Raw genomic sequence first — 26281 nt, forward strand, 5'->3', positions numbered from 1 at the left:
CCCGCCGCGATCCGCTTTCCCGCCGCCGACTACTTCTTCGTTGCTTTCTTGGCCGCCGACTTACGCACGGTCTTGCGCGTCTTGTTGCGGGCCTTCGGCCCGCCCTGTTCGGCGATCTTCAACCGGCGCTGGACGAGCAACTCCTGGGCGCGCTCCGGGGTGATCTGGTTGATGTCCTCCGAGCGTGGGAGGGAGGCGTTCGTCTCCCCGTCGGTGACGTACGGGCCGAAACGCCCATCCTTGAGCAGGATCTGCCCACCCGAGACCGGGTCCGTGCCCAGCTCCGCGAGCGGCGGGCGCGCCTGGCGCTGCCCGCGCACCTTCGGCTTGGAGAAGATCTCCTCCGCCTGTTCCAGGGTGATGGAGAAGATCTGATCCTCGCTCTCCAGAGACCGCGAGTCCGAGCCTCGCTTCATGTACGGCCCGTAGCGCCCGTTCGTGGCCAGGATCATCTCGCCGTTTGACTCACCGACCTCTCGCGGCAACGACAGCAGACGTAGCGCTTCCTCCAGCGTCACCGTGTCGGGACTCATCGAGGCGAATAGCGAGGCTGTCTTCGGCTTGGGCTTGACCTTCGACACCCTTCCCGTGGCGGTGTAGGCCACCGCGTCCTCCGGCAGCACCTCCGACACGTAGGGGCCAAACCGGCCGTCCTTGACCACGATCGCGTATCCGGTTTCCGGATCCTTGCCCAGCTCCCGGTCCTCCTGCATCGCGGAGTCCAGTAGTTCCTTAGCCTTTTCGATCGTCAGCTCGTCCGGTGTGACCTCCGGCGGGATGTTGGCTCGGCGGGTGACCGCGCCGTCGACCGTCTCTTCCAGATAGGGCCCGTAGCGCCCCACGCGCACCGCCACCTGATCCGACAGATCAATCGTGTTGACCGCCCGGGCGTCGATGTCGCCCAGCCCGTCCACCAGCCCGTGCAGGCCACCGCCATCGCCGTCACCAAAGTAGAAGCCGCCCAGGTAGTCCACGCGGCTCTTCTGGCCCGCTGCGATGTCGTCCAGGTCGGACTCCATCTCCGCCGTGAAGTCGTAGTCGACAAGCTCGGGCAGGTTGTCCTCCAGCAGGCGCACCACCGAAAACGCAGTCCACGTGGGAACCAGCGCGCTGCCCTTCTTGTCCACATACCCGCGGTCGATCACCGTGGAGATCGTGGACGCGTACGTGGACGGGCGCCCGATCCCGCGCTCCTCCAGCGTGCGAACCAGCGATGCCTCCGTGTAACGCGGCGGCGGCGTCGTTTCGTGCCCCTCGGCCGTGGCCTGCAGGTTCTCCACCTCTTCACCTTCGGGCAGGTCCGGCAGCCGCGCCTCCGAGTCCTTGTCCTCGTAGCGCTTCTTGTCCCGGCCCTCCTCGTAGGCGGCGAGGAAGCCGCGGAAGGTGATGATCGTTCCCGACGCCGCCAGCGTAGCTTCCTGAACGCCCCCGGCATGCACGCCCACTGCCAGCCGCACCGACGCTGTCGAGCCCGTCGCATCGGCCATCTGGGAGGCCACCGTGCGCTTCCAGATCAGCTCGTAAAGTTGGAATTCGCGCCCGCGCAGCTGGCTGGCCACCTCCTGCGGCGTGCGGAAGGAATCCCCCGCGGGGCGGATCGCCTCATGCGCCTCCTGCGCACCCTTCGCCTTCGAGGTGTAGAGCCGGGGTTTGTCCGGCAGGTAGTCCGCGCCGTACAGCTCCTGAACCTGGCGCCGCGCCGCCGAGATCGCCTCGGTAGACAGGTTCGTCGAATCCGTTCGCATGTAGGTGATAAAGCCGTTTTCGTACAGCGACTGCGCCACCCGCATCGTGTCGCGCGCCGAGAGGTGGAGCTTGCGCGAGGCCTCCTGCTGCAGCGTGGAGGTGGTGAACGGCGCCGCCGGACGACGCCGATACGGCTTCGTTTCCACCGACACCACCCGCGAGGTCGCCGCCTCGATCGCCTTGGCAACCTGCTCGGCCTGCTCGGCGCTCAGCGTGGCCACGCCCGCCTTGTCCGCCTTGGCCGTCAGCCGCCCGTCGTCCCCGAAATCCTTGCCCGACGCGATCCGCACGCCGTCCACCGCATACAGTTTCGATTCGAAGGGTTGCCCGCCCCGCGCGTGACTGACCGTGACGTCCCAGTAGGAGGCGGGGACGAACTTCATGCGCTCGCGCTCGCGCTCCACGACGAGGCGGGTGGTCACCGACTGCACGCGCCCCGCGGACAGCCCCGGCGCCACCTTGCGCCACAGCAGCGGGGAGACCTCATAGCCCACGAGCCGATCGAGGACGCGGCGCGTTTCCTGGGCGTCGACCAGCTGGGTGTCGATATCCCGCGTGTTGTTCAGCGCGCGGGTGATCGCCTCCTTCGTGATCTCGTGGAAGACCATGCGCTTGACCGGGATTTTCGGCTTGAGCACCTCCAGCAGGTGCCACGCGATCGCCTCGCCCTCGCGGTCCTCATCGGTTGCGAGGTAGAGCGTGTCGGCATCCTTGAGCGCCTTCTTCAGCTCGGCAACCTTTTTCTTCTTGTCCGCGTTGACCACGTAGTAGGGGGCAAAATCGTGATCCACGTCCACGGCGAACTTGCCGAAGTTGCCCTTCTTCATCTCGGCCGGGAGCTCCGATGGGCGCGGGAGGTCGCGAATGTGACCAATGGACGCCTCCACCACGAAGTCCGGGCCCACATAGTTCCCGATGGTGCGCGCCTTGGCAGGAGACTCGACGATGACAAGCTTCGTCATGATTCCTCTTTCTATTCGCCCCGCGGCGAGGTTGGACGTGGAAGGACCGGCGGCTATCTTCCCACCGGTTCGACGAAAGTCAGCATACCCAACTGTTTGAGCTGAGCAACTTTCGGTATCACCTTCTCCATGAGCTTATCGGGTGCCTCCGACAAAATTTCCGCGAGCGCACAGACGATCTGCGCCGTGGTCAGCTCCCCGTCCGCCACGGACATCAAGCCGGCCAGCGCCGTATCCGCAAGGACTTCCTCCCCGAAGCCGGCGGTCTGGGTGAACTTGATGATCCACGGCTCCTCTTCACCCGGCCGGTAGAACCTGTGCTCGACGACGTCGGTGGCCACCGGCGCCAGCCTCGCCAGATCCTCCTGGCGCAGCCCGGCCCAGATTCGCTCCATGTACTCGTGCAGGTTTGGCGGGGCAATACCGCGCAGCTCTTGGGCCAGCACGCGCCCCGCGCCCCGGCCGGCGGCCAGATATCCCATGCCAACATGGGTCACGTTCCGGGCGTCGAAATCCTCCAGCCACGCCCGATACGAGCGCGCATAGTCAGGGTGGGCGGGGGTGAGACCGCCGTCGCGCAGCCACATCTCGATGTAGGACGTGACCGGCAGCAGCTCGCGCATGACGAGGTGGACGTCTAGGTTGCCCGCCCACCCGCGGACCGGCGCGTACGGGTCGGCCGCGTCCGTGACCTCCCAATTCGTCAGCATCCACGCCCGCCCGTCCGCGTTCAGGTGGTCGGCAAGAGCGCCGATGACGCGCGCGCTGAGCTGGTCGCCCTCCCAGCCGGCGTCGCGGTAATCGAGCTTACCCACGCCTTCTCGCGCCGCGGCGGGCGTGATAACGAAGGGCGGGTTCGTCACGACGACGTCGAAGCGCTCCGGCGCCGGCTCGAACAGCGAGCCCCGGCGGAAGTCGATCGAGTCGGCCACCCCGTTGAGCTCGGCGTTGAAGCGGGCCATGTCGAGGGCCGGGGTGGAGATGTCCGTGGCGACGACCCGCGCCCCACACCGCGCGGCCAGGATCGCGAGGATCCCCGAGCCCGTGCCGAGGTCAAGCACAAACTGGCCGGGGGTGAAGGCCGCGAGCGCGGCGAGCGTGCGGGTGGCCCCTCCCACGCCCATGACGAAATCCTTCCCGTGGCGCGCGCCGTGAAGCGAACCGCGGGAGGAGGCGATCCACACGGTCGCCGACGGGTCGGCGTCTGAAGGGGCGCCGGGTGAGGCGGGGCGCAGGTGGGCCGGGACGTCGACGGGCACGATCTGCCAACGCGAGCGCCACAGCCCGCCGTCGTGAACGAGCAAGTCCGCGTCCGCCGCAAGCCGTGCCCCGGCGTCGGGAAGCGCCACCTTGAGCTCCTGGCGGCTCAGCCCCTCGCCGAGCCAGAACAGGCGCGTGAGCTGGTGGATCCGGCCTCCGCCTGCGCAGGCGAGCGAGGCTGGGACGGCGATGTCGCGGTCGAGGGCGCAAAGGGCGCGCTCGCCGATGGCTGCGGCGATGGTGGCGCGTGTCCAGGTGGCGAGGTCGTGGCGGAGGGAATCGATCATGGCTCCATTGTGGCACGGAGGCAAACCCAGACCGGCGGGCGGGGGCTGTTTTGTGGACACCCACCTACACTGTGGACAAAACGCGGTGGTTGGATCCCAGGGCGGAAGTCGCGCGAGGGGAGGCTACGCGGCGGTCGGCGTCGTGACGCGGGTCCGACCGCGGGTTGACGCGCGGCCCTTGCCTAACAACCGCGCGCGGGTTTATCGTTAATCAATAATATCGATAAACGATAAGGAGTTGTCATGACCCGTTGGGAGAAGATACCCCTCTGGTGCGCCCTCGCCATCATCTGGCTCGGCACGTGCCTGCTCGCGGCCGGCCTGCTCGACACGATCATCGCCCTGACCGCCGGCTCGCACATCGGCGGCACACCCGCCAACGCGTGCGACCTGCCCAATTTCTGCATGAACGGAGAATCGAGCGTACCTATGGCGTGGGTTTCGTCGGCCACGATCGCCTGGACGGTCGCCGACGACGCCGTCACCCTCCTCACGCTCCTCGGCGCGCTCATCCTCGGCACGGACGTCATTCGCCGCATCAGCCGAGCCCAGGCCTTCGCCGGCGCCACCCTCGCCCGCATGGGCACGGTCGCCGGGTTGCTCCTGGCCGGGGGCGTCCTCACCTACGTCCTCAACAAGGCCTCCCACGCTCACATCGCGCAGGACACCGACGATTTCCAGGGCGCCACGTACACAGACGGCGTGACGATTGCGGCCGGCCCCGGCCTCCTTCCCCTCGCACTCGTCTTCGCAGGTATCCTCTCACTGGCCTTCTGGGCAGCGTTCCGCCAGGGCGCCCGCATGAGGGAGGAGCTCGACTATGTCGTCTGAGAAGGATCACCGGATCGTGTGCACGCTCGACGCCGTCCTCGCCTCCCGCGCCATGACCCTCACCGAGCTCTCCGAGCGCACCGGCGTGACCATGGCCAACCTCTCCATCCTCAAGACGGGTAAGGCGCGCGCGGTCCGCTTCACCACCCTCACCGCGATCTGCGAGGCGCTCGACTGCCAGCCCGGCGACCTCTTTACGCTCGGCTGACGGCGCGTCGCCAAGGGACGCCGAGCGGGGCGGCAAGGCTGGGGCTTGGGCGTGGGAACAGCCGTAGCCTCGCGACCGGGGGCGCAAGGTGGCACACTGGCATCATGCTTCTCGATGTCGCCCGCAGCTACGGCGCCGACCAGCTCACCGGCCACGTCGTCATCCCGCCGCGTGAGGTCCGCGTCGGCGAATGGGGGCCGTGGGTGGCGCCCGAGGTGCTCCGCGCGCTTTCCGAGATCGGCGTGGAGCGTCCCTGGATCCACCAGGCGCAGGCCGCGAACGCCGCCCGCGCCGGCCGCAACGTCGTCGTGGCCACGGGCACCGGCTCGGGCAAGTCCCTCGCCGCGTGGGTTCCCGTGCTCTCCACGATAGTGGAGGGTCGGGCCACGACGTCGCTGGCCTCGGCCCGCTCCCGCCCCACCGCGCTCTACCTCGCACCCACGAAAGCACTCGGCGCAGACCAGGAGCTTTCGCTCTCCCGCCTCGCCGCCCTGGTCGACCCGCGTATCGCCGTGGCCAGCGTCGACGGCGACGCCGACGGCCCCACCCGCAGCTGGGCGCGCACCAGCGCCGACATCGTCCTGACCAACCCCGACTTCGCCCACTTCGGGCTACTCGGCCGGCAGGAGATGTGGCAGCGGCTCTGGCGCGGCCTGGCCTACGTGATAGTCGACGAGTTTCACTCCTACCGCGGCTCCTTCGCCTCCAACGTGGCGCTTGTAGTGCGCAGGCTACTGCGCATGGCCCGCCACTACGGCGCCGCCCCCACGGTCATCTTCCTCTCCGCCACCGCCTACGAGCCGGCCGCCTCCGCCCAACGCTTCCTCGGGCAGGCCTTCGGGTCGGTCACCGCCGTCGTCGACGACGGCTCGCCCGCCGGCCAACGTGACATCCTCACCCTTGCCTGCCGCCAGGTCGAAGGCGACAAGCCCGCCGCGATCGACGACGAGGGCAACATCGACGTCCGCCGACGCTCAGCCAACACCGAGGCCGGCGAGCTGACCGCAACCCTCGTGGCCGCCGACGCACGCGTCCTGACCTTCGTCCGCTCTCGCCCTGCCGCCGAGCGGGTGGCCGAAGTGTCGCGGGAGATCCTCCACGAGCGCGCCTCCCACCTGGAAGGAAGCGTGGCGGCCTACCGCGGCGGCTACCTGCCCGAGGAACGCCGCGAGCTGGAACGCCAGCTTCGCACGGGCGACCTGCGCGCCCTCGCCACCACCTCCGCGCTCGAGCTCGGCATCGACATCTCGGGTCTGGACGCCGTCGTCGTGACGGGTTGGCCTGGCACGCAGGCGTCCTTCCGCCAGCAGATCGGGCGAGCGGGGAGGGCCGGCGCGGGTGGGCTGGCGATCCTCATCGGGCGGGACAACCCGCTCGACCAGTACATCCTCAGCCACCCGTCCATCCTCGAGGCGAGTCCCGAGATGAGCGTCTTCGACCCCACCAACCCGTGGATCCTGCCCGGCCACCTGTGCGCGGCCGCCACCGAAGCGCCGCTGACGGAGGCAGACTTGGAGATCTTCTCCCTGCCCTCCACCGCGATCTTCGAGGAGCTGGAGGAGGCCGATCTTTTGCGGCGCCGCCCACGCGGCTGGTTTTGGAACCCTGCGCTGCACGTCAACCCGCACGACATGGTTGACATCCGCGGCGGGGGCACAACCGTGTCGATCATCGACTCCGAATCGGGTGCGCTGCTCGGCACCGTCGACCAGGCGCGCGCTGACATCACGGTTCACCCCGGCGCGATCTACCTCCATCAGGGGGTTGCCCACATGGTAGAGAGCCTCGCCGACGACGTCGCCCTCGTCCACCGCCACCGCGAGGAGGACATCCGCACCTTCGCCCGCGAGGAGAGCTCCGTGGAGATCCTCTCCACCGATGCTGAGGTCCCCCTGCCCCACGGCACGTGGTGCCGCGGCCGGGTGGTCGTGCAGTCGCGGGTGGTCGGCTACGACGTACGACGGGTGGCCGACGGCCTGTACCTGGGCACACATCCGCTGAGCATGCCGATGCGTAGCTTGGAGACAACCGGGGTGTGGTTGACGATCGACGCCGAAGCGTTGCGTGCCTGCGGCATCCGCACGGCGGACATCCCCGGCACCTTGCACGCGGCCGAGCACACGATGATCGCGCTCCTCCCACTCTTCGCCACGTGCAGCCGATGGGACATCGGCGGTCTGTCCACCGCCGCCCACCCGCAGACCGGGAAGGCCACCATCATCGTCCACGACGCGATGGCCGGCGGGGCCGGCTGCTCCGACCGCGGTTTCCACGCCGCGGGGGACTGGCTGCGCGCCACGCTCGACACCCTCGAGTCCTGCGACTGCACCCACGGCTGCCCGCGTTGCGTGCAGTCCCCCAAGTGTGGGAACAACAATGAGCCCCTCGACAAGCACGGGGCAACCGCCCTGCTGCGCCACCTGCTCGCCTCCTGGCCGGCCGCTACGGGCCCCGAGCCGGGCCAGCCACCGCGCTAGCCTCGTGCCTGGCGACGATCCAGGCGAAGCGCGACTCGCTGCGGACCGTGACGCGCATGTTCCTCCCCTCTGCCTCACATGCCACGGCGTAGCCTGGCGCCAGCTCTGCCGCCCGCGCGCACGCCCGAGCCTGCGAACCCGTATCCCGGTAGACCATCGCGGCGGACACGGCCGTCAGGTCGGCAACGTTCTGCGCCTCCATCCGCTCCCCCGCCGCTGCGATCAGCTGGAACATGAGGATGGCGAGCGCCGTCAGCGCGGCGATCATCGCCGCGGCGGTGACTGTCGCGGAGCCCTGCTCCGCCCGCGCCCTAGCCATGGCTCCCCGGCTCGATCATGGCCCGGTGCGTGCCGGTGAAGTCGACCTCCAGCCAGGCGTACAGGCCGCGGCCGTGGCGGGTGACCGTCACCGTGACAACCTGCCCCTCCACTCCGACCTTCACGTCCGCCCCCGAGGCCGTGGCCTGCTCGGCCAAGCTCGTTCCGCCCTGGATGGAGTACTCCCGGGCGATCTCCTTTGCCTCGTTAGCCACCTCGACCTGCTTCCAGCCCATCGCGAGCATGGAGATCAGAGCAAGGGCCACGAGGATGACGGCGGGCAAGGTTATAGCGAATTCCGCCGTGACCATGCCCGGCTCGGCCGCCCGCGAGGAGACCCGCGGGGAGACCCCCGAGGTGACCCGCGAGGCCGCCGGCGCGTCCTTCACCCACCTATGTGCGTGCACATCGCTCCTTTCTTCCACAGCTGCCCGCTTCGGCGGGTGGGCGTCGCCCACCCGCCGAAGGATCACATGTACGTGAAAATGCGTTTGAAGATCTCCGCGATGCCCTGCCGGAACCAGTCCTGCTGGACCAGCCAGATCAGGATCCCGGCGATGGACGTAGTCGCCACCGTGCCGACCGCGTACTCCGCCGACACCATGCCCGACTCGACCTGCGGTGTCAGGAACTTCTTCTTCATTGTTTCTTCCTCTCTCCTTCATGGACGCCCCTCGGGGCCTTGTTCGTAGCCCGTCTTGGGCTTGTCACCCTGTGTGACACCACCAGTCTCTTCAATCGCAAAAACCGAAAACGCCGATAATCCAGAAAAGCGAGTTGCCCTCCCGCAAGCCCTCCTGTGGAAAAACTGCGCCACGCCCGAGCCGCACAGCTGACACAGCCCCCGACCAGCGAAGATGCCTACATTCCCAACAGCCGGCCGGCCGCCCCCGCCACCACGGGCACGATCCCCAGCAAGATAAACGCAGGCAGGAAGCACAGCCCAAGCGGCAGCACGAGCCGGGCGCCAAGCCGGGCCGCCGCCTCCTTCGCGTTGCGCTGGCGCTGCAGGCGCAGGCTCTGGGCACTGCGCTGGATGAGCGGCACGGGCGCGGCCCCGTCCGTCCAGGCCGCGCGCAGGGCCTCGCGCAGGCGATCGCGGGGGAGCTCCTCCCACGCCTCCTCCCAGGTAGCGCCCATGAGCAGCAGGTTCGCCGTCTGCGTGCGGGCGGCCCCACCAATCGCCACGTCGAGCGCCTTGAGCGTGCCCGGGATCGACAGCCCCGAGGACAGCGCGGCCGCTGCCAGGTCAAGCACGACGGCGGTATCCACGGCCCCGCGCCCCACTACGCCGCCACCGCCGACCAGCCCGGCCAACCGGTCGCGCACCCACCCCACCGGCCCGGGCCTCACAGCGCCAAGCCCCACCGGCCCGGGCGAAACCCGCCCAGGCACTCTCCCTGAAACCCGCCCAGGCACCCGCCATGGCACCCACACGGCCGCGAGCACCGCCGCGACCACCACCAAAACCAACACCTACGCCTCCTCCACTCGCGCCCGCGCGACCATCCGGCCCGTCCACACCAGCCCCGCCACCTCGAAACCCAGCCCGGCCATCAGCGCAAGCTGCCCGAGCGGCGTCGTGAATAAGAAGCCCAGCGGGTTTGCGCCCATGGCGTAGCCGAGCAGGATTCCGATCGCGGGCAGCCCGGCGAGCATGCGGGCGGACGTGCGCGGGCCGGCCAGCGCCACCTCGCGGGCGTTCTTCGCCTCCCCCGACTCGGTGATCCCAGCAGCGCACGCCTCCAGCACATCGGCCATCGGCGCACCCGTGCGGAAGCTCATCGCGCACACCGCGTATGTGGCGGGCAGGGTGTGGAGCACGACCTCGCTCACCCCGACCCTCTTCCGCTCCCGCCAGCCCATCTTCTCCATCTCACGCAGGGCGACGGGCACGCCGTCGTCGCCGAGGATGGGATCGGACACGGCCAGGCCCGCGTGCTGTAGCGTCTGCGACCAGGCGCGTTCGGGGGTCGAGCCGGAGCGCAGCCGGGTGGCCACCTCGGTCACGATCGCGCCCATGTCGAGCACCTGCCGTTCGCTCTTTTTCCGACGACGCCGCCTGCGCGGCCTGCGCTCCACGTTGCGCCGCGGAACAGTGAGGAACGCGACGAACAGGAGCACCCCGAACCAGATCACCGCCCCACCCCCGGCCCGCGCCCGCCACCAGCCGCCAAACCCGGCCCGCGCCCGCCTCCAGCCGCCAAACCCGGCCCGCGCCCGCCATCAGCCGCCGGATCCAGGTCGAGCCGACCAGCGAGCGCCGGCCACCCGGCGTCGTGCTCCACGGCCCCGCCGGGCCGCGCCACCCGCATCGCGACGGGCGCCAACAGCTCCCCGCCCCGGCGGGCGAACACGGCGATCTCGGAGACGAAGCGCTGCCCACCGAGGCGACGCACGTGGATCGCGGCGTCGAGCGCGGCGGCTGCCTGGGCGGCGACCGTGGCCTCGTTCATGCCGGCCAGCGCGCCGAGGGCCACGAGTCGGGCCGGGATGTCGGCGGTGGAGTTGGCGTGGATGGTGGCCCAGCCGCCCTCGTGACCGGTGTTGAGCGCGCCGAGCACGTCGCGCACCTCCGCCCCGCGGCACTCGCCGAGCACGATTCGGTCGGGGCGCATGCGCATCGCGGCACGCACGAGGTCACTCATCGTCACCTCCCCGGCGCCCTGCACGTTCGCCTTGCGCACCTGCAGGTGGACGACGTGCGGGTGATCGGGACGCAGTTCCGCCGACTCCTCAATCACGAGGATTCGCTGCTCCGCCCCGATCAGCGACAGCATCGCGTTAAGGAAGGTCGTCTTGCCGGCGCCGGTGGCCCCCGAGATCAGCACGTTCGCCCGGCGCTCCACCAAGGCGCGCACCACCCGCGCCACCTCGCCCTCCACCGACCCTCCCGCCTCCAGCTCAGCCAGCGTCAGCACGCGGGCGCGGTGCGTGCGCAGGGAGATGAGGGTGCCCTCGGCCGACAGCGGCGGGATCACCGCGTGCAGGCGCACCCCGGAGGGGAACGTGCCGTCCACGATCGGGCTCGCGTCGTCCAGGCGCTGCCCGCACGACGCCGCCAGCCGCACCGCCAGCGCCCGCGTCGCCTCCTCGTTCTCCAGCTCCGCCGCCACCTTCTCCATACCCTGCCCGCGGTCGGCCCACACCTGCACCCCGTTCACGACGACGTCCGTCACCGCCGCATCCTCCAGGAGCGGAGCGATGATCGGCCCGGCCCCTATGAGTTCGCGGCGCACCTGCGTATCCAGGGCGGCGACGTCCGCGGTGAAGATCGCCCCCGGCACTGCCGCGAGCGCCCCGCGCAGGTTTTCTCCCGCGGCGAGGCGGCGCCGGATGCCGGCGAGCTGGGCGGCGTTCAGGTTCATGCCGTCACCTCCTTGAGGTGCTCCCACAGGGCGCGCAGGTCCTTGTCGGCCCCCGAACGCTTGCGGTCCCCCGGGGTCACGCCGTGGTCGAGGTCGGCGCGTGTGCCGCGCATGTTGCGTACGCAAAAAAGCGTGGGCACGCCGATGACGCCGGCAAGGTGGGCGGCCTCCATCTTCGTGCCCACCATGCTTCCCACCGTCACCAGCTTGCCCCCGATCTGGTCCCGGCGGGCTCGTGCGTGGGCGAGGGCGACGGCGTCGGGGCGTGTTACCATCACGACGGCGTCGCACCAGTCGAGTAGCCCGTGCCAGGTGGTGCCGGCGATCCCGGCGGTGACCGGCAGGTCAAGCACCGTCCAGGCGTGGGTTTGGGCGAGCGCGCTGATGACGCGGGCCGCGGCGGCGGCGTCGGGAACCCCGCCGCGGTCGTCGGCGGAGACCACGTGGACCTCCTGCCAGCGTGGTAGCACCCGGTTGAGGCGACCGGCCAGGATCGCCCCGTCACCCGCGAGGTCCGCCCAGCGCTTGCCGGGTTCGGCGTCGATGGCGAGCAGGTGGTCGATGCCCGCCGACGCCGGGTTCGCGTCCACGAGCGCGCAGTCCTCTTCGACGGCGATGAGCCGCGCCAACCATGCCGCGATCGTCGATGTGCCGGCTCCGCCGTGTGCTCCGACGACGCCGAGCACCCGCCCCCGCATCGTCAGCCCGACGGCGGCCATGAGCTCCAGCACGTCGGCGGATTCGCGCGGGTCGAGCTGGACCCGCCCGCGCGGGAAATAGGGCGCGAACATCTCGTGAAAGTGGGCTTGGACGTGGCCGGGGACGTCGGCGTCGTCGAACATGAGGATTGCCGGGGCGCGCACGTGCGCGAAGTCGATGCCGACGAGGTCGGCGAGCCGTGCCAGTTCTTCGCCGACGTTCCTGTCGTTGCCGGTGTAGACAACCGAATGCATATTCTCCATGCCGGAAGTCTCGCGAATCGGTCCTGGGCTGGGCACCCCGCGGGAGAAACTGTGGATAGATTTGGGTTGTCCACACCGGCACGCCGGCAAGTTCCGGCTTATCGGCGCGCTTTGTCGTTACGCTGGTGCGAGAAACAGAAGGAGAATACCGTGTCCACGCCTACCGACCCATACAACTCCAACTCCCGCCGGCCCTTCGACGACGAGGATTCCGTCCTCGAACCACTCGAGGACGAGGCCGCCGACACGCCCGAAGCTGACCCCGCCACGAGCGACGGCGCGCAGGTCACCGGCGAGGTCGGGCAGCCGGAACCCTACGACGTCGACGAGGCCTCGACCGGCCTGCCGCGTCGCTACACCGGGTCGATCGATCCCGTGTTCCCCGAGCCGGCCACCCCACGCGAGCACGAGCCCCTCGCCCCACGCGAGCACGAGCCGGCCGACGCCGAGGAAGCCCACGTCAGCGCGGACACCCCGCGCGGCCCGACCCGCACGTCCGTCATGGGCGCCGCCACCTTCGCCGATTCCTTCCCGGCCGCCGAGCCCTACGCCGGCAATCCCCCGGCTGGCGCCCCCGCCGAACAGACTGCGGCCACCCCGGAATCCCCCGCCGAACCCGCCTTCATGACCGCCGCCAGCCCGGCCGACGCCGCAGATCGCCGCGAGCGCTGGTCCGCCGACCCCGGCGACGCCGTCCTCACCGATGACATCCCCGCACAACCCAAGGGTCGCGGCCTCACGCACACGCTTACCCTCCTCGCGACCCTCCTCCTCGTGCCCGTGGCCTGGTATCTCATCGCCGACGCCGGAGCCCGCCTCGCCAACGTCCCCAACAACCCCTGGCTGACCGGCTCCCCGCAGCTCATGCCGCTGCTGGAGCTGGCGGGCGGCGTCGTCGTCGCTGGCATCATCTGGTGGTTCGCCCGCGCGTCCTCGCTCGGCGCGCACGTGATCGGCACGCTCGTCTTCGTGGCCGGCGCCGGCGCGCTCGCCGCACCCACATTCGCCCAAGACCTCATCGAACGGCTCTCAAACGCGATCGGCGACTACAACGCGTTCACCGGCAACGTCGTCTATCACCTCGGCAATGACCTCGCCACCGGCCGCATCGCCGTCTTCGGCGCGCTGCTCATCCTCACCGGCGTCGTCTCGCACGGCGCACGACGCCGCGGCCAGACCTTCGCCACAGCCGTCACCCGCCGCCACTTCCTCCTGCGCGAGTCCTAATGCCCGCCGACACCACCTGCATCACACTGCCCGGACCCTGGCGTCACGAATACATCCGGGCCAACGGCGCCCAATTCCACGCCGCGATAGCCGGCGCCCACACCCCGGACAAGCCGCTCGTCCTGCTCGTCCACGGCTTCCCCCAGTATTGGTGGGCGTGGCGCAACCAGATCGAGCCGCTGAACGCCGCCGGCTACCACGTCGTGGCCATCGACCAGCGCGGGATCGGCGGGTCCGACAAAACCCCAGGTTCCGAGGACGGGCTCACCCTCGCCTCCGACCTGGTGGCGATCGTTCGGGCGCTCGGGGCGCGCAAGGCCGTCGTCGTCGGGCATGGGCGCGGCGGGGCGTTGGCCTGGAGCGCGGTGTCGATGGAGCAGGATCTTTTCGCCGGGCTCGTCACCGTCTCCTCCCCCCATCCGCGCACGCTTCACCGACTCGGCATGCACGTGACACTGCGGACGTGGCGCCACGTGCTGACCTCCGCGCTCACCCCGATCTCCGGGCGCAACCTCGCCCGCGAAACCGTGGTGCGGACGCTGCTGACCGAGTGGTCGGCTCCCGGCAACGACGGGGCCTCCAGCCAGGCTGAAATTTACACCCAGGCGTTGCAGCTGCCCGGCGCCGCGAAGATCGCCATCAACCAGCTGCGCTGGACGTGGAGCTCGCAGCGCACACCCACCGGGCGCACCTACCTGCGGACCTCCGCCAACTCCGTTCACATCCCGGTGCTCGCGATCCGCGGCGAGGCCGACCCGCTCCTACCCGACCGCGCCTGGGACAAGGACCTCGAGTTCTCCACCGGGCCCTACCACAAGGCGCGGGTGCGCGGTGCGGGGCATTTCGTGGCTGAGGAACAACCCGAGGCCACCACGCGCCTGCTGCTCGACTTCCTCGGGAGCCTCAGCTAAGCCCGGGTGCCCACACGGTTCGGCGTGCTTGTCGGGCACCGTCATGGTTTTTGACGTCATAGCTTTTGCCGTCATGGCTCTCGAGACGGGCACACGTCGACCAAAGCGCACTGCACACACGCGGGGCGGCGCGCGTGGCACACCCGCCGCCCGTGGAAGATGATCCGGTGGCAGTCCATCGTCCAGTGCTCGCGCGGCATGATCTCCATGAGCTCCCGTTCAGCCTTGACCGGGTCGGTTTGTTCCGTCCATCCCCAGCGCCAGGTCAGCCGGCCCACATGGGTGTCCACCGTGATCCCCGGCACACCGAAGGCGTTGCCGAGCACGACGTTCGCCGTCTTCCGCCCCACGCCCGGTAACTTGACCAGCTCCTCCAGGGTTGCGGGCACGACGCCGTCGTGATCCTCAAGCAGCGCCCTACCGAGGCGCGAGAGCGACCTTGCCTTCGCGCGGAAGAAGCCCAGCGGGCGCACAATCTCCTCAAGCTCGGCCGGGGTGGCGCCGGCGAGGGCCCGCGCGTCGGGGTAGCGAGCGAAAAGAGCGGGGGTGACCTGGTTGACCCGCACGTCGGTGGTCTGGGCGGACAGGATCGTCGCGACAAGAAGTTCGAATGGGCTGGTGAAGTTCAGTTCGCAGGCGGCGTCGGGGTAGAGGGCGGCGAGGCGCCGCAGAATCTCCTCCACCTGCTCGGGCGAGCCAGGTTCCATCATCAACCTCCGCTTCGGTGTCGTGATCCCACATTATCGCGACAAACCCCCACATACACCGTGCGAATGGCGCTCAGTCATGGCAAGATGTAGGGTGTATGACCTCGGACACAAGCCCGAACCGCTGCGCGGCCACCGCCGCACATCGGTGCGGTCAATAAGATCCCAGTAGACTTAAGTAGAAAGGTAAGCGGATGGAATCGAACATCCTTGCCAGCGTTGAACTCTTCAAGGAGCTTGGCGACGACGAACGCGACTCCCTCATGGCCCTCATGTCGGAGACGAGCCTCAAGCGCGGAGAGTCGCTCTTCCACGAGGGTGACGCGGGCGATCGGCTCTACGTCATCGTCGAAGGCAAGGTCAAGCTGTCCCACACCTCCGACGACGGGCGCGAGAACCTCATTGCCATCCTCGGCCCGGGCGAGATCATCGGGGAGCTGTCCCTCTTCGATCTCGGCGCCCGGTCCTCCACGGTCACGGTGATTGCTCCGTCGAAGTTCCTCTACCTGTCCCACAAGGACATGATGAACTACATCGACGAGCACCCCAAGATGGCCAAGGCGATGCTCCGCGAGCTCGCCACCCGCCTGCGCAACACCAACGACCAGATGGCTGACCTCGTCTTCTCCGACGTGCCCGGCCGCGTGGCCAAGGCCCTGCTCGACCTTGCAGAGCGCTTCGGCGAGCGCACCCCCGAGGGCATCTACGTGGCCCACGACCTCACCCAGGAAGAGCTCGCCCACCTCGTGGGCGCCTCGCGCGAGACTGTCAACAAGTCGCTGGCGGACTTCACCGCCCGCGGGTGGATCCGCCTCGAAGGCCGTGCCGTGCTACTCATCCAGGTAGGTCGTCTCCAGCGCCGCGCTCACTAGCCTCCAGGCGCGGGCGGCACGGATCCGGCATCAAGCTCGTCTGATCCGCGCCGCGTTCAACCGCAGGATGCAACGTCTTCTCCTTTCGGCGTTGCATCCTGCGGTTTATTTGTGGGCCGCCCAGGCCGGCCTCGGTGCGGTGGCTGTGCAGTGGTCACGCCCGCCGCTGCGTTTGGGCGGTGCCGGGGCCGGGCGGGGCGGTGCCGGCTCGGGGCAGGGCTGGGCTGGGTCGGAGCCGGGCGGGGCCTGGTCAGGGCGGGTCGGAGGCGGGGGCGGGGGCGGACAGCCTTGCCGGGGCTCGCGCTCCTCATTACGCTTGAGTTATGACTACTTGGGAATACGTCACTGTGCCTCTCCTAGCGCACAACACGAAGCAGATCCTCGACACCTGGGGCAAGGACGGCTACGAGCTTGTCACTGTCATCCCCGGGCCGAACGGCACGAACCCCGTGGCCTACATGAAGAGGCCGGTCGAATGACCATCTCACAGGCATTGGCCGAGCTCGGACTAGAGCTTCCCGACGTCGCCGCTCCGGTCGCGGCCTACATCCCGGCACAGCGCATTGGCGACGAGGTGCGCACCTCCGGCCAGTTGCCCTTCGTGGACGGGAAGCTGGTCACGGGAAAGGTCGGCCAGGCGATCTCGCCCGAGCAGGCCTATGATCTGGCGGCGCGATGCGCCCTCAACGCCCTCGCAGCGGCGGCATCCGTGGTGGGCGGGGTGGATAACCTCGCGGCGGTGTCGCACGTGACCGGATTCGTGGCCTCCGACCCGGAGTTCTTCGGCCAGCCGGGCGTCGTCAACGGCGCCTCCGAGCTACTCGGCAAGGTCTTCGGCGACGACGGCGCACACACCCGTTCTGCGGTTGGGGTGGCGGTGCTGCCGCTCGACGCACCCGTCGAAGTGGAAGTCACCTTCATCGCGAAGTAGAGCGGTTCGTCGCCGGGCACCCGACACAACTCAGGAATCTGGGGCCACCGGGCCCGTATAGCGACCGGCAGCCGGCATACTCAAGTGAAGTGTCGGCAGGCAGGCCAAATCCTCACGTGAAGTGTCGAGGCACGCCCGGCCCGGCCTATACCTTCCGTGCAAACACCGCCACAGCGGCCGTGCTCGCTCACGAGTGCGGCGAGGGAATCATGTACAAGCCCGACCGCACGGGCATCATCACCGCTCAGCCAGACCGGCATCAGCGGTAAGACACCCGCATCACGCGTTCACAGCCGCACCGGGAAGTTGCAGCTAGCGCGCTGCCGGGCGGCGTGAGAGGCGCGGAATGCGACCGGCGCGTAGCTCGACCGCGACGGCGTCGTTGGATTCGGTCAGGTAGTCCCACCAGTCGGTGATGTGGGGGAAGCGCCGGACGAGGGCGCGACGCTCCCGCTCGGTCATCCCGCCCCAAACACCGAAGGACATCTGCGAGTCGAGTGCGTCCGCAAGGCACTCGATACGAACTGGGCAGGAGAAGCACATCTGGCGGGCATCGGCCTGCGCAGAACCTCTCACAAAGAGCGAATCTGGATCAGTGTTAGCACAGATAGCGCGCACCGCCCACGTCTGATCCTCATATACCTGCGTCATTTACCTATCCCTTCACCGAAAGCGCCCTTGCTCCCGAACTTGGCGTGACTGCAGTCACTTACCAACATGCTACCCAACCGCACCGACAAAATCACATCCAGGTTTTCCACAGGCAGCGGCCACCGGGTTCACGATCACACCATTGCAACAATCACGCACTATCCACCCCGAGCATGGCCGATGTCACGCACTTTTGTCGGTGCCAACCACTATTGTTGAAACATGCGTAGTTCTGGCCGAAAGATGACCATCCGACAGATCATCGTCGCCCTGCTCAGCTTCTTCTTGCTGACTGGAGTTGGCGGTGGGATCCTTGCCGCCGCGGCGTTGCCCATGGCGGCCAGCGCCGGCACGGTTGCCAACGCGGGCACCCGGGTCTTTGATGATCTGCCCACAGATATTGACTTCACCAAGCCCTCCCAGCAGTCCGTCATCCTCGCGGCAGACGGCTCACATCTGGCCACGTTCTACGCGGAAAACCGGATCGTCGTCGCCTCGGATCAGATTTCGCCGCTCATCAAGCAGGCCGCCGTCGCGATCGAGGACGAGCGTTTCTACACCCACAACGGCATCGACGCCCAGGGCCTGATCGGCGCGGCGTTCAACAATTTCACCGGCGGGCGCCTCGCCGGCGGCTCCACGATCACGCAGCAGTACGTGAAGAACGCCGTCATCGAGCAGGGCCGCATCCTGGGGGACTCCGCGCTCATCGCGTCGGCTACAGAACGCACCATCTCCCGCAAGCTCTCCGAAGCGCGCTACGCCATCGCGGTCGAAAACAAGCTATCGAAGGACGAGATCCTCACCGGCTACCTCAACCTCGCCCAGTTCGGCCCGTCCCAGTGGGGCGTGGAGGCGGCCTCGCGCTACTTCTTCGGTGTCTCCGCCAAGGACGTGACGCTGCCGCAGGCCGCCATGATCGCGGGCATCACACAGGCGCCGGGCAAGTGGAACCCGATCACTAACCCGGAGGAGGCGAAGAAGCGCCGCGACGTCGTGCTCGGGCAGATGTACAAGCTGGATATGATCACGCGTGACGAGTTCGAGCAGGCGGTGGCCGTGCCGATTGAGGACATGCTCCACGTGACCTCCGCCCCGAACGGCTGCGCGGAGGCCGGGATTTCGGCCTACTTCTGCGAGTACGTGGTCAAGGACGCGCTCAACGATCCCGCGCTTGGCGACACGCGCGAGGAGCGCATCGCGGCCCTCTACCGCGGCGGCATCGTCATCCATACCACGATCGAACCGGCCGAGCAGCAGGCGGCTTACGACGCCGTCGTAGCCTCCGTTCCGGTCGACGACGAATCCTCCATCAACATGGCCCTGTCGTCCGTGGAGCCCGGCACCGGGCACATCCGCGCCATGGTGCAGAACACGAACTACGGCAACCCCACCTCCGAGGCGCCGACAGACATGACCCTCAACCTCAACGCGGGCATGAACATGGGCGGAGGCTCCGGATTCCAGGCCGGATCAACGTTCAAGATCTTCACCCTCATGGAGTGGCTGAAGGAGGGGCACGGCACGCTCGAGCAGGTCAACGGCACGCCGGTGAAGTTCTCCCCCGACTCGTGGAAGATCAGCTGCGCACCGGGAGCGCGGCCCGGCGAAGCGTGGGGGCCCGGCACGCTCGAAGGCATCGGTACCGGCATGATGACGGTGCTGGCGGCCACCAAGCAGTCCGTCAACCCGGCCTACGGCCAGATGGCCAACCGGCTCGACCTGTGCAACATCATGGACATGGCAACCAACCTCGGCGTGGAACGCGGCCGCGTGGCGATGGACGGCGACGCCGAGACAGCCCAGATCGCAAACCTTGGCCTGACTTACAAGATGGGCGAGCCACTCCCGCTCATGCCGAACCCCGCGGCGATCATCGGTACGAACCCGGTCACGCCACTCTCGATGGCCGTGGCGATGTCCACCCTCGCCGCGGACGGCAACCGTTGCGAGCCGCAGTCCTACACGAAGATCGAGGACTCGGACGGCAACGTGCTCTCCGAACGGAAGCCCGAATGCCGGCAGGTGATCGACGCCGAGCTCGCACACCGAACCACGGCAACGCTGGCGGAGGTCGTCAAGACCGGCGCCACGGGTGAGCGCGCCCAGCTTGCGGGCGGGCGGCCCGCCGCCGGCAAGACCGGTACCGCGAACGACGACAACCACGCCTGGTTCGTCGGCTACACCCCGCAGTTGGCCACCGCCGTGTGGCAGGGCCACCATGAGGGCTACGTGTCGATGTTCAACTCGGTCATCAAAGGGGTCTACCACCGTGAAGTGTTCGGTGGCCTCTACCCGGCGATGACGTTCAAGACCTTCATGGACAGCGCACTGGCGGACGAACCGGTCAAGCAGTTCACGCGCTCGAGCACCGATCCGACCACGATCCGCGCACCCCGTGCCCACGCCAAGGAGCCGGGGGACGCGGAGGAGACGCCGGCTTCTCACGACGACGCCCAGGGCGCGCCCGCACCGTCGCTCGTTGGGATGTCGCAGGAGGACGCGCAGTCGGCGGCGCTGGCGGCTGGCTACGGGTACGTCACACGAACCGAGTCCTCCAGCCAGCCCGCAGGAACCGTGCTTCGCCAGATTCCCGGCCCCGGGCAAGATGCGGCGCCGGGCACCAGGATAGAGATCTGGATTTCGACAGGTAACTGACGTATTCCCGTGGGATCTGGCCCCGGCGGGCGGCCCTCCGGACAGATGATGGCGGGCCGCCCGCCGAGCCCACCCGATCAGGAGGCATCATGCGAACTTCTCATGCCGTGCTGGCGGCTGGTGGCGGGTTTCTCGCGGCCGGTCTAGCGGCCGGCGCCTATGGCCTTGTGCATTCGCACAGCTACGTGCTTCGGCGCCGTTCGTTGCTGATCCCGGGCGGGGCAAGCCCGCTCCGGATCCTTCACATCTCTGACGCTCACACCCTTGCCCGGCACACGAAGCGCCTGCGCTTCATCCGCGACCTCGCCGACACGGCGCCGGACCTGGTGGTGCTCACGGGCGACATGATCGCCGAGCCCGACGCGGTTGCCCCGGTCCTCGACGCTCTCGACCCTCTGCTGGACGTGCCCGGCGTGTTCGTTTTCGGCTCCAACGACTACGTTGCCCCCGTCTTCAAGAATCCGTTCGGCTACCTGCGCGGGCCCTCGAACCGTGGGGGCAAGGCGCGCCGGCCGGATCACCGGCCGCTGCCGTGGCGAGCATTGCGTGCGGAATTCACGACGCGCGGGTGGGTGAACCTGACCAACACGCGGGCCGAGCTGTCCGTCGCCGGTTGGGACCTGGAGTTCGTTGGCGTCGATGACCCCCACATGCACCTCGATCGATTCCCGGCACCGGCTGAGGCGTCGGCTGAGGTCGCGGTTTCAGGGTCGGCTAAGGCCGGCAGCGCCAGCGAGAGCACCCGGGCTAGCCGACCTGACGGGCCGGCCGGAAAGCCGGGCGGCGTCGGGAAGTCTGTCGACGGCGTCGTTGGCAAGGGAAAGCCGAGGATGCGGATCGGCGTGGCGCACGCCCCCTACCAGCGGGTGCTCAACCGGATGGTCGCCGACGGTTGCTCCCTCATTTTCGCCGGGCATACGCACGGTGGTCAGGTGTGCCTGCCGCCGCATCGGGCGCTTGTGTCGAACTGCGACCTTGATCCGTCGTTGGCGTCGGGCTTGTTCGACTGGCCTCGCTTCGCGGATTCCGAGCCTCCGATCAAGGGGGACGGTGCCGCGATCGCGAAGGAGGAGAGCGGAACCGCGTGGGTGCAGGTGTCGGCGGGGATTGGCTCGGCCACCTACATGCCGTTGCGCACGTTTTGCCCGCCGGAGGCGATCCTGTTGGACGTCGTTCCGGTGTCGGGGATTGGTGCGGCCTAGTCGAGGGGCATCGGCCTGCGTGCCAGGATCCTATCCCGCGCGATCACGAACGGCCTCCAGCTGCTCGCTCCCGCCTGCGGCCCTGTGTGAATTCGCGCGCAATGCCCGGCGCAATTTCGGATTCGGGTTTGTACCAGCTACTATTTATTGAGTCGCAAGACACCGGGGTGTGGCGCAGCTTGGTAGCGCGCTTCGTTCGGGACGAAGAGGCCGTGGGTTCAAATCCCGCCACCCCGACCATGTGATGTCTCGCGACATAGTTCCGGCTATGTCGCGAGACACTGTCGTTTCCGGCGCGGGCCTCCCGGCGGATCAGGCCTATAACCCGCGGATTAGGGCTAATGGCCAAGAATGTGTGTCGCATCCGAAGCACCCTGATATCCTCGCACTTTGTGGCGTCAGTGCGACGCAGTGTTATGCGCTCAGCTTCCCGGATTTAATGGAGACGGTGAGCATCTCTTTGTGAGGGGTTAAGGTAACGCTGAGCGTGTCTGCCAGCTTTCCGACTGCGCGCCAGGTCTCCACGCCGTTGCAGGTCAGAAGGCTCCCTTGTGGAAAGGTAATCTTCCAGATCATCCATTCGTCCTCGCAATGGCGATCAATGCTGCACTCGATGTCGTTCTCGAGTCTCCCGTTTGTTGCATCAAACGCGAAGCTCACATCGATAATCTTGCCATTAATATCGACGTCAACCGTGAGTAAAGGGCACTCATCGAAATATCCAGTCTGTGGGAACATGGCTTCTCCTGGGGACTTCCACCCAAACCCGCTACCGTCCGCCCAGCAGTAGACTGTCAGCGCTCTAGTGTCCGGCCGAGCCATCACCACATCACCACAGTCATAATAGTGCCGTTGCGAAGGCTCAAACGAGCCTCCCAAATCCCGTAGCGCACGTATGCCGTGCCATTATTAGTTTTCTTCAACGTTCCGTACTTTGCTATCTTTTCGACGTCGATTCTCCGCGCGACGGCTCTTCTCGCCGCTTCTTTAGTGACTGAAAAGCTTCGATTACTTAGTGCAGCAAAGGCTAATCGCTGCCCAACGCCCAGGCCACCGTCGCCGAAGCACATTTTGCTTATACAGTTTTGCGGCAGGATCGGGCGATCTTCACCGACGACCCTAGGGAAGCCGTGAGGCTCGCCATCCTGGGGCGCCGCCGTCCATGAGCTAACGGGCGTCCGACCTTGAACGGGCTGTTCTGGATAGCCCCTGTCTCCGGCGAGGGGAACGTAAGCCGATCCCGCCAGCAGTATGGTGGCGAATATGGCTGTTACCGCTTTCAACGTCAACACCTTCTCTCGAACAGTTCTAGGGATGTGCTACATGCGCTACGTATCGTTTGCAAAAGCGTACATTTACCCCAAATACGTGTCAACCCTCACACCATGCGTAAATGTGGGCGTTGTCGGCTCCCTACAATCGCTCCGAACCCGGACCCGAAGGAAATCATGGCGGACCAGATACGAGCGTTTTCCGACTGCATGGCTCTCACTGCCGCGACGGAGTGTCAGCCCCCTCAAACACCAGCAATAACGCCAGTTTCATGGGGTTACCCTTGTTGCTCCATATGTCTGGGACTCTTTCGGGGAACAGGTGACAACCAGATAAGCATGTCTAAATCCAAATCTTGTCTAGGATCCGTGACCGACAATGTCGAAGCTCGTCGTCGCAGTTTCATCAAAATTGCCGAGATCGACAAGGACTGTACACTGCTTTGCCGGACGTAGTGCAGTGGCCACGGTTCGCGATGAAGACACAGCAACTGCGCCAGCGCAATTGTCAATGAGACGTAGCTGCTCAGTCGATCCTGCAATGGCAGTGAAGACGGAACTCGGCACACCTGCTGAGGGTATGATGTAGATCGGGTTCAGGTCGTCTACCCCCGAAGGCCATTTGGCATAAATTGTGATTGTGACAGGTTCGCCCGAAGGAATCCGCGACGGTGTCTGCGCAACGATTCCCGTAATCCGTTGAACAGGGTATGAGCAGGATATGAGATCGGGATCAGTCAACGTAGCGAGAGTTCCCCAGTCGCCCGACCCCGAATAGCTGTTGGTAGAATCTCAGAAAAACAGACCGTTTGGCTCGCCGCAACGACAGTCAGATGGCCTGCTCTTGACTGTTGGGCGCACACGACAGCCACGTGAATAGCTAAGTGCGCGAACACGGAGGAGCATGATGAGTCCGTCAGCTATTGGGTGGATCACCGTGGCCGCTCTCGCCCCCATCGGCGCCATCCTCATCATGACGTTCCGTAAGCCCACCACATCCGGCCAGGAACAGCGCTACCCACGCGTAGCCCGGTACCTGTACATTGTTGGTGGCGTCCTCCTGTGGATCATCGGCTTGGTCGCCATCAACCGAGGCGGCTCCGAACTGTGGGCCGGCATCTTCTTCCTCCTCAGCGGCCTCGCCCTCTTCGTCGGAGCCTACTTCACAGCCCGCTACCGCCTAACCGCGGCCACCGACTCCATCACCATCCACCACCCCTTCCGTGGAGACTTCGTCATCACCCGAGCCAACTCCACCATGACCCCCTGCGGCGTCGTCCGCGGCCAAGAGATCACAAAGTTCACCCTCGACGACGGGCGCACAATCAAGATCTACTCGCCCCTCTTCGACATCCGCCCCTACACCCGCGCCACGCCCCACTCGCAGGGTAGGCTCGGGGGTAGCTAATGAAGGAGGAACCGTGCTGGAACACGCGATCTGGTGGCAGGTCTACCCGCTGGGCGCGCTCGGCGCGCCGATCAGGGAGGATTGGGGCGACACGGGCGAGGAGCACCGGCTGCGCAAGCTCGGCCCCTGGCTGGATTACGTCGCGGAGCTGGGATGCAACGGGATCCTGTTCGGTCCGCTGTTTGAGTCCACCACGCACGGATACGACACCACGAACCACCTGCGCATTGACCCACGCCTCGGCACGAATGAGGACTTCGACAGGCTGGTGGCCGAGTGCCGCTCCCGCGGGTTGCACATCATCCTCGACGGCGTGTTCAACCACGTCGGCGTCCGCCATCCGCTCACCCTTGCGGCGCTGGATGGCCAACCCTCACCGGTGATGATCGCCGCAGACGGTTACCCCCAGCACTGGGAGGGCAACCTCGACCTCGCCGAGCTCGACCACACCGACCCCGCCACCGAGGACCTCGTGGTGGAGGCGATGGAATTCTGGCTCGAGCGCGGCATTGCGGGCTGGCGCCTGGACGTGGCCTACTCTGTGCCCACCGACTTCTGGGCCCGCGTCACGGATCGGGTCCGCGAGCGCTTCCCCCACGCCGTCTTCGTTGGCGAGATCATCCACGGCGACTACCTGCATCTTATCGACGCCGGCCACCTCGACTCTGCCACGCAGTACGAGCTGTGGAAGGGCATCTGGTCGTCAATTAAGGATCGTAACCTGTGGGAACTGGCCCACGCGCTTGAGCGCCACAACGAATTCTCGGCCAGTCACCGCCTCCAGATTTTCGTGGGCAATCACGACGTCGACCGTATCGCCTCCACCCTCGGCGACGACGGCGCCGCCATCGCCGCCGCGATCCTCTTCTCCCTGCCGGGGATCCCGTCGATCTACCAGGGCGACGAGCAGGCCTTTCGCGGCGTCAAGGGCGAGGGCGCCTCCTCCGATGACCAGATCCGCCCGCCGCTGCCGCCCACACCGGATGCGCTGGGCGAGTTCGGCTGGTGGATGTACCACCACTATCAGACGCTCGTGGCCGTGCGTCGTCGGCATCCGTGGCTGGTGGATGGGCGCATTGAGATCCTCGACAAGGCCAACGAGCACCTCACCTACCGGGTCACCTCCCGCCCTTCCGGCCAGCCGGGAGATCCGAACCTCGGCGAGGGCGCGCTCACAGTCACGATCGACCTCACCGCGCCGTCGATCCGTTTGGCTTTCGACGACGGCGAGACGGCCTCCTACCCGCCTGCCGGCTAGGCCGAGGCGGCCTCCTCCCTATCCCCTGCTCGCGATCCGACACAGGCCGGGTTCGTGCACGGCCAGCACTCGCACGCGTCGGCACACCCGCATGCGCACTCCATGACACGTTCGATGAGGCCCGAGTAGATGGTGCGGATGAGCGGGTCCAGGTGGGCGTCACACGTGTCGAACGGGAGGGTGCGCAGGTCGGTGAGGTGCGTTCCGGCGTCGTCGGTGGCGGCAGATATGCCAAGCGAGGTGTACAGGACACGCATTTGGGAGGTGCGCACGTCCATGTCGGCGTTGGGGTCGACGCAGCAGTCGCGATGGATCTGGGAGATGAGCCGATCACCCCAGGCACGCCCGACGTCGTAGGCGTGGGCGCCGGGGTCGTCAAAGGTCTCGCGCAGGGTTGCGCAGAAGATGTTGGCCAGCTCCATCATCTGCGTGAAGGCGAAGGATGCGCGGTCGGGTGCGAGGGGGAAGTAGCCCCAGGAAGGTCGGCCGCGGCCGTGCCGCCGGATGGCCTGACGGTCGATGAGGCGCAGTGCGATGAGGGAGTCAAGGGTGGTGCGCACGGAGTTTGGGTGCAGGGTGAGCGCCGCGGAAAGCTGCATGACGGTGACGGGTTCGGCGTGCTTGGAGATCTCGGTGAGCATCGCCTGTTGGGCCGGCGAGAGCGCTGCGATGGTGGCGTAGATTGCGTCGGCCGTCATTGGCGTCAGGTCGTCGTTCATGCTTTCTCCTCGTTCGACGCCGCAGCGTAACCTGATTGTGGACTGAC

Annotated in this window: 26 protein-coding genes and 1 tRNA gene; 13 read left to right on the forward strand and 14 right to left on the reverse strand. The window is 67.3% G+C overall.

The features are described 5' to 3' along the window. Positions 1-29: 29 nt before the first annotated feature. Together topA and J2S45_RS10545 are read right to left on the reverse strand one after the other, a co-directional pair. A complete protein-coding gene (gene topA, locus J2S45_RS10540; RefSeq protein ID WP_307635375.1) occupies positions 30-2708 on the reverse strand; it encodes a type I DNA topoisomerase in 2679 nt (892 codons plus the stop codon). 53 nt (positions 2709-2761) lie between these two features. Continuing rightward, on the reverse strand, positions 2762-4255 hold the full coding sequence (locus tag J2S45_RS10545; RefSeq protein ID WP_296931155.1) for a class I SAM-dependent methyltransferase: 1494 nt from the start codon (positions 4253-4255) through the stop codon (positions 2762-2764). A gap of 243 nt (positions 4256-4498) precedes the next feature. Between J2S45_RS10545 and J2S45_RS10550 the strand changes: the two genes are divergently transcribed. From J2S45_RS10550 to J2S45_RS10560, 3 genes are all read left to right on the forward strand, one after another. Continuing rightward, positions 4499-5086, forward strand: coding sequence for a DUF2975 domain-containing protein (locus J2S45_RS10550; RefSeq protein ID WP_307635376.1), 588 nt, complete (start codon positions 4499-4501; stop codon positions 5084-5086). Continuing rightward, positions 5076-5294, forward strand: a complete 219-nt coding sequence (locus J2S45_RS10555) for a helix-turn-helix domain-containing protein (protein WP_270973881.1) — start codon at positions 5076-5078, stop codon at positions 5292-5294. The genes J2S45_RS10550 and J2S45_RS10555 overlap by 11 nt, the downstream gene beginning before the upstream one ends. Before the next feature lie 104 nt (positions 5295-5398). Then, complete coding sequence (locus tag J2S45_RS10560) at positions 5399-7771, forward strand: DEAD/DEAH box helicase (protein ID WP_307635377.1); 2373 nt, start codon at positions 5399-5401, stop codon at positions 7769-7771. Here J2S45_RS10560 and J2S45_RS10565 read toward each other — a convergent pair. The 7 genes from J2S45_RS10565 to J2S45_RS10595 all read right to left on the reverse strand — a co-directional run bounded on the left by J2S45_RS10565 (position 7737) and on the right by J2S45_RS10595 (position 12419). Beyond that, positions 7737-8090, reverse strand: coding sequence for an Rv3654c family TadE-like protein (locus J2S45_RS10565; protein WP_307635378.1), 354 nt, complete (start codon positions 8088-8090; stop codon positions 7737-7739). The genes J2S45_RS10560 and J2S45_RS10565 overlap by 35 nt on opposite strands. Then, positions 8083-8496 carry a hypothetical protein gene (locus tag J2S45_RS10570; RefSeq protein WP_307635379.1) on the reverse strand — a complete coding sequence of 138 codons (414 nt, stop codon included), beginning with the start codon at positions 8494-8496 and terminating at the stop codon, positions 8083-8085. Before J2S45_RS10570 ends, J2S45_RS10565 begins: the two co-directional genes overlap by 8 nt. 62 nt (positions 8497-8558) lie before the next feature. Beyond that, the gene (locus J2S45_RS10575) at positions 8559-8732 is read right to left on the reverse strand and encodes a DUF4244 domain-containing protein (RefSeq protein ID WP_270973874.1); all 174 of its coding nucleotides are present in this window, start codon (positions 8730-8732) and stop codon (positions 8559-8561) included. A gap of 218 nt (positions 8733-8950) precedes the next feature. Continuing rightward, a complete protein-coding gene (locus tag J2S45_RS10580; RefSeq protein WP_307635380.1) occupies positions 8951-9484 on the reverse strand; it encodes a type II secretion system F family protein in 534 nt (177 codons plus the stop codon). 81 nt (positions 9485-9565) lie between these two features. Beyond that, positions 9566-10228 (reverse strand): type II secretion system F family protein, encoded by a 663-nt coding sequence (locus J2S45_RS10585; RefSeq protein WP_296930618.1) that lies wholly within the window; start codon positions 10226-10228, stop codon positions 9566-9568. Beyond that, positions 10225-11457 (reverse strand): TadA family conjugal transfer-associated ATPase, encoded by a 1233-nt coding sequence (locus J2S45_RS10590; protein ID WP_307635381.1) that lies wholly within the window; start codon positions 11455-11457, stop codon positions 10225-10227. Before J2S45_RS10590 ends, J2S45_RS10585 begins: the two co-directional genes overlap by 4 nt. Continuing rightward, positions 11454-12419 (reverse strand): cellulose synthase operon protein YhjQ/BcsQ, encoded by a 966-nt coding sequence (locus tag J2S45_RS10595; RefSeq protein ID WP_307635382.1) that lies wholly within the window; start codon positions 12417-12419, stop codon positions 11454-11456. The genes J2S45_RS10590 and J2S45_RS10595 overlap by 4 nt, the downstream gene beginning before the upstream one ends. Positions 12420-12569: 150 nt before the next feature. Between J2S45_RS10595 and J2S45_RS10600 the strand changes: the two genes are divergently transcribed. Both J2S45_RS10600 and J2S45_RS10605 read left to right on the forward strand, forming a co-directional pair. Further along, positions 12570-13646, forward strand: coding sequence for a hypothetical protein (locus J2S45_RS10600; protein ID WP_307635383.1), 1077 nt, complete (start codon positions 12570-12572; stop codon positions 13644-13646). After that, a complete protein-coding gene (locus tag J2S45_RS10605) occupies positions 13646-14557 on the forward strand; it encodes an alpha/beta fold hydrolase (RefSeq protein ID WP_307635384.1) in 912 nt (303 codons plus the stop codon). The genes J2S45_RS10600 and J2S45_RS10605 overlap by 1 nt, the downstream gene beginning before the upstream one ends. Positions 14558-14628: 71 nt before the next feature. Here the strand turns inward: J2S45_RS10605 and nth are convergent, their stop codons facing one another. Next, positions 14629-15267, reverse strand: a complete 639-nt coding sequence (nth, locus tag J2S45_RS10610) for an endonuclease III (RefSeq protein ID WP_307635385.1) — start codon at positions 15265-15267, stop codon at positions 14629-14631. A 191-nt stretch (positions 15268-15458) separates the two neighbouring features. Between nth and J2S45_RS10615 the strand changes: the two genes are divergently transcribed. From J2S45_RS10615 to J2S45_RS10625, 3 genes are all read left to right on the forward strand, one after another. Continuing rightward, positions 15459-16136 (forward strand): Crp/Fnr family transcriptional regulator, encoded by a 678-nt coding sequence (locus J2S45_RS10615; RefSeq protein ID WP_296930601.1) that lies wholly within the window; start codon positions 15459-15461, stop codon positions 16134-16136. A 323-nt stretch (positions 16137-16459) separates the two neighbouring features. Further along, the gene (locus J2S45_RS10620; protein WP_270973857.1) at positions 16460-16615 is read left to right on the forward strand and encodes a hypothetical protein; all 156 of its coding nucleotides are present in this window, start codon (positions 16460-16462) and stop codon (positions 16613-16615) included. Further along, entirely contained in the window at positions 16612-17067 is a 456-nt protein-coding gene (locus tag J2S45_RS10625; RefSeq protein ID WP_307635386.1) for a RidA family protein, read from the forward strand. Before J2S45_RS10620 ends, J2S45_RS10625 begins: the two co-directional genes overlap by 4 nt. Positions 17068-17379: 312 nt before the next feature. Here J2S45_RS10625 and J2S45_RS10630 read toward each other — a convergent pair whose 3' ends face one another. Then, positions 17380-17718 carry a WhiB family transcriptional regulator gene (locus tag J2S45_RS10630; protein ID WP_270973854.1) on the reverse strand — a complete coding sequence of 113 codons (339 nt, stop codon included), beginning with the start codon at positions 17716-17718 and terminating at the stop codon, positions 17380-17382. A 222-nt stretch (positions 17719-17940) separates the two neighbouring features. On the opposite strand from J2S45_RS10630, the gene J2S45_RS10635 reads away from it, so the two are divergent. The 3 genes from J2S45_RS10635 to J2S45_RS10645 all read left to right on the forward strand — a co-directional run bounded on the left by J2S45_RS10635 (position 17941) and on the right by J2S45_RS10645 (position 21818). Beyond that, on the forward strand, positions 17941-20376 hold the full coding sequence (locus tag J2S45_RS10635) for a penicillin-binding protein (protein WP_296930594.1): 2436 nt from the start codon (positions 17941-17943) through the stop codon (positions 20374-20376). An 89-nt stretch (positions 20377-20465) separates the two neighbouring features. Continuing rightward, positions 20466-21578: a metallophosphoesterase gene (locus tag J2S45_RS10640; RefSeq protein ID WP_307635387.1), complete on the forward strand. Its 1113-nt coding sequence runs from the start codon at positions 20466-20468 to the stop codon at positions 21576-21578. Positions 21579-21741: 163 nt separating this feature from the next. Next, a tRNA-Pro gene (locus J2S45_RS10645) sits at positions 21742-21818 on the forward strand. A 174-nt stretch (positions 21819-21992) separates the two neighbouring features. On the opposite strand, the gene J2S45_RS10650 is transcribed toward J2S45_RS10645, so the two are convergent. After that, positions 21993-22316, reverse strand: coding sequence for a hypothetical protein (locus tag J2S45_RS10650; protein ID WP_300047843.1), 324 nt, complete (start codon positions 22314-22316; stop codon positions 21993-21995). An 83-nt stretch (positions 22317-22399) separates the two neighbouring features. Next, the gene (locus tag J2S45_RS10655; RefSeq protein ID WP_307635388.1) at positions 22400-22861 is read right to left on the reverse strand and encodes a hypothetical protein; all 462 of its coding nucleotides are present in this window, start codon (positions 22859-22861) and stop codon (positions 22400-22402) included. Between the two features lie 892 nt (positions 22862-23753). Here J2S45_RS10655 and J2S45_RS10660 point away from each other — a divergent pair. Then, entirely contained in the window at positions 23754-24257 is a 504-nt protein-coding gene (locus tag J2S45_RS10660; protein ID WP_307635389.1) for a hypothetical protein, read from the forward strand. 13 nt (positions 24258-24270) lie between these two features. Beyond that, positions 24271-25515: an alpha-amylase family glycosyl hydrolase gene (locus tag J2S45_RS10665; RefSeq protein ID WP_307635390.1), complete on the forward strand. Its 1245-nt coding sequence runs from the start codon at positions 24271-24273 to the stop codon at positions 25513-25515. Here J2S45_RS10665 and J2S45_RS10670 read toward each other — a convergent pair. Then, complete coding sequence (locus J2S45_RS10670) at positions 25512-26234, reverse strand: helix-turn-helix domain-containing protein (RefSeq protein WP_307635391.1); 723 nt, start codon at positions 26232-26234, stop codon at positions 25512-25514. The two genes, J2S45_RS10665 and J2S45_RS10670, sit on opposite strands and share 4 nt — an antisense overlap. Positions 26235-26281 lie beyond the last annotated feature (47 nt).

Origin of the sequence: Trueperella abortisuis, from assembly GCF_030811095.1 — a bacterium.
Taxonomy (GTDB): Bacteria; Actinomycetota; Actinomycetes; order Actinomycetales; family Actinomycetaceae; genus Trueperella; species Trueperella abortisuis.

Bases quoted from the DNA above. Each gene is read 5' to 3' on its own strand.
- topA (WP_307635375.1), bottom strand. From the start codon at position 2,708: ATGACGAAGCTTGTCATCGTCGAGTCTCCTGCCAAGGCGCGCACCATC.
- J2S45_RS10545 (WP_296931155.1), bottom strand. From the start codon at position 4,255: ATGATCGATTCCCTCCGCCACGACCTCGCCACCTGGACACGCGCCACC.
- J2S45_RS10550 (WP_307635376.1), top strand. From the start codon at position 4,499: ATGACCCGTTGGGAGAAGATACCCCTCTGGTGCGCCCTCGCCATCATC.
- J2S45_RS10555 (WP_270973881.1), top strand. From the start codon at position 5,076: ATGTCGTCTGAGAAGGATCACCGGATCGTGTGCACGCTCGACGCCGTC.
- J2S45_RS10560 (WP_307635377.1), top strand. From the start codon at position 5,399: ATGCTTCTCGATGTCGCCCGCAGCTACGGCGCCGACCAGCTCACCGGC.
- J2S45_RS10565 (WP_307635378.1), bottom strand. From the start codon at position 8,090: ATGGCTAGGGCGCGGGCGGAGCAGGGCTCCGCGACAGTCACCGCCGCG.
- J2S45_RS10575 (WP_270973874.1), bottom strand. From the start codon at position 8,732: ATGAAGAAGAAGTTCCTGACACCGCAGGTCGAGTCGGGCATGGTGTCG.
- J2S45_RS10590 (WP_307635381.1), bottom strand. From the start codon at position 11,457: ATGAACCTGAACGCCGCCCAGCTCGCCGGCATCCGGCGCCGCCTCGCC.
- J2S45_RS10595 (WP_307635382.1), bottom strand. From the start codon at position 12,419: ATGGAGAATATGCATTCGGTTGTCTACACCGGCAACGACAGGAACGTC.
- J2S45_RS10605 (WP_307635384.1), top strand. From the start codon at position 13,646: ATGCCCGCCGACACCACCTGCATCACACTGCCCGGACCCTGGCGTCAC.
- nth (WP_307635385.1), bottom strand. From the start codon at position 15,267: ATGATGGAACCTGGCTCGCCCGAGCAGGTGGAGGAGATTCTGCGGCGC.
- J2S45_RS10615 (WP_296930601.1), top strand. From the start codon at position 15,459: ATGGAATCGAACATCCTTGCCAGCGTTGAACTCTTCAAGGAGCTTGGC.
- J2S45_RS10620 (WP_270973857.1), top strand. From the start codon at position 16,460: ATGACTACTTGGGAATACGTCACTGTGCCTCTCCTAGCGCACAACACG.
- J2S45_RS10625 (WP_307635386.1), top strand. From the start codon at position 16,612: ATGACCATCTCACAGGCATTGGCCGAGCTCGGACTAGAGCTTCCCGAC.
- J2S45_RS10630 (WP_270973854.1), bottom strand. From the start codon at position 17,718: ATGACGCAGGTATATGAGGATCAGACGTGGGCGGTGCGCGCTATCTGT.
- J2S45_RS10635 (WP_296930594.1), top strand. From the start codon at position 17,941: ATGCGTAGTTCTGGCCGAAAGATGACCATCCGACAGATCATCGTCGCC.
- J2S45_RS10640 (WP_307635387.1), top strand. From the start codon at position 20,466: ATGCGAACTTCTCATGCCGTGCTGGCGGCTGGTGGCGGGTTTCTCGCG.
- J2S45_RS10650 (WP_300047843.1), bottom strand. From the start codon at position 22,316: ATGTTCCCACAGACTGGATATTTCGATGAGTGCCCTTTACTCACGGTT.
- J2S45_RS10660 (WP_307635389.1), top strand. From the start codon at position 23,754: ATGATGAGTCCGTCAGCTATTGGGTGGATCACCGTGGCCGCTCTCGCC.
- J2S45_RS10670 (WP_307635391.1), bottom strand. From the start codon at position 26,234: ATGAACGACGACCTGACGCCAATGACGGCCGACGCAATCTACGCCACC.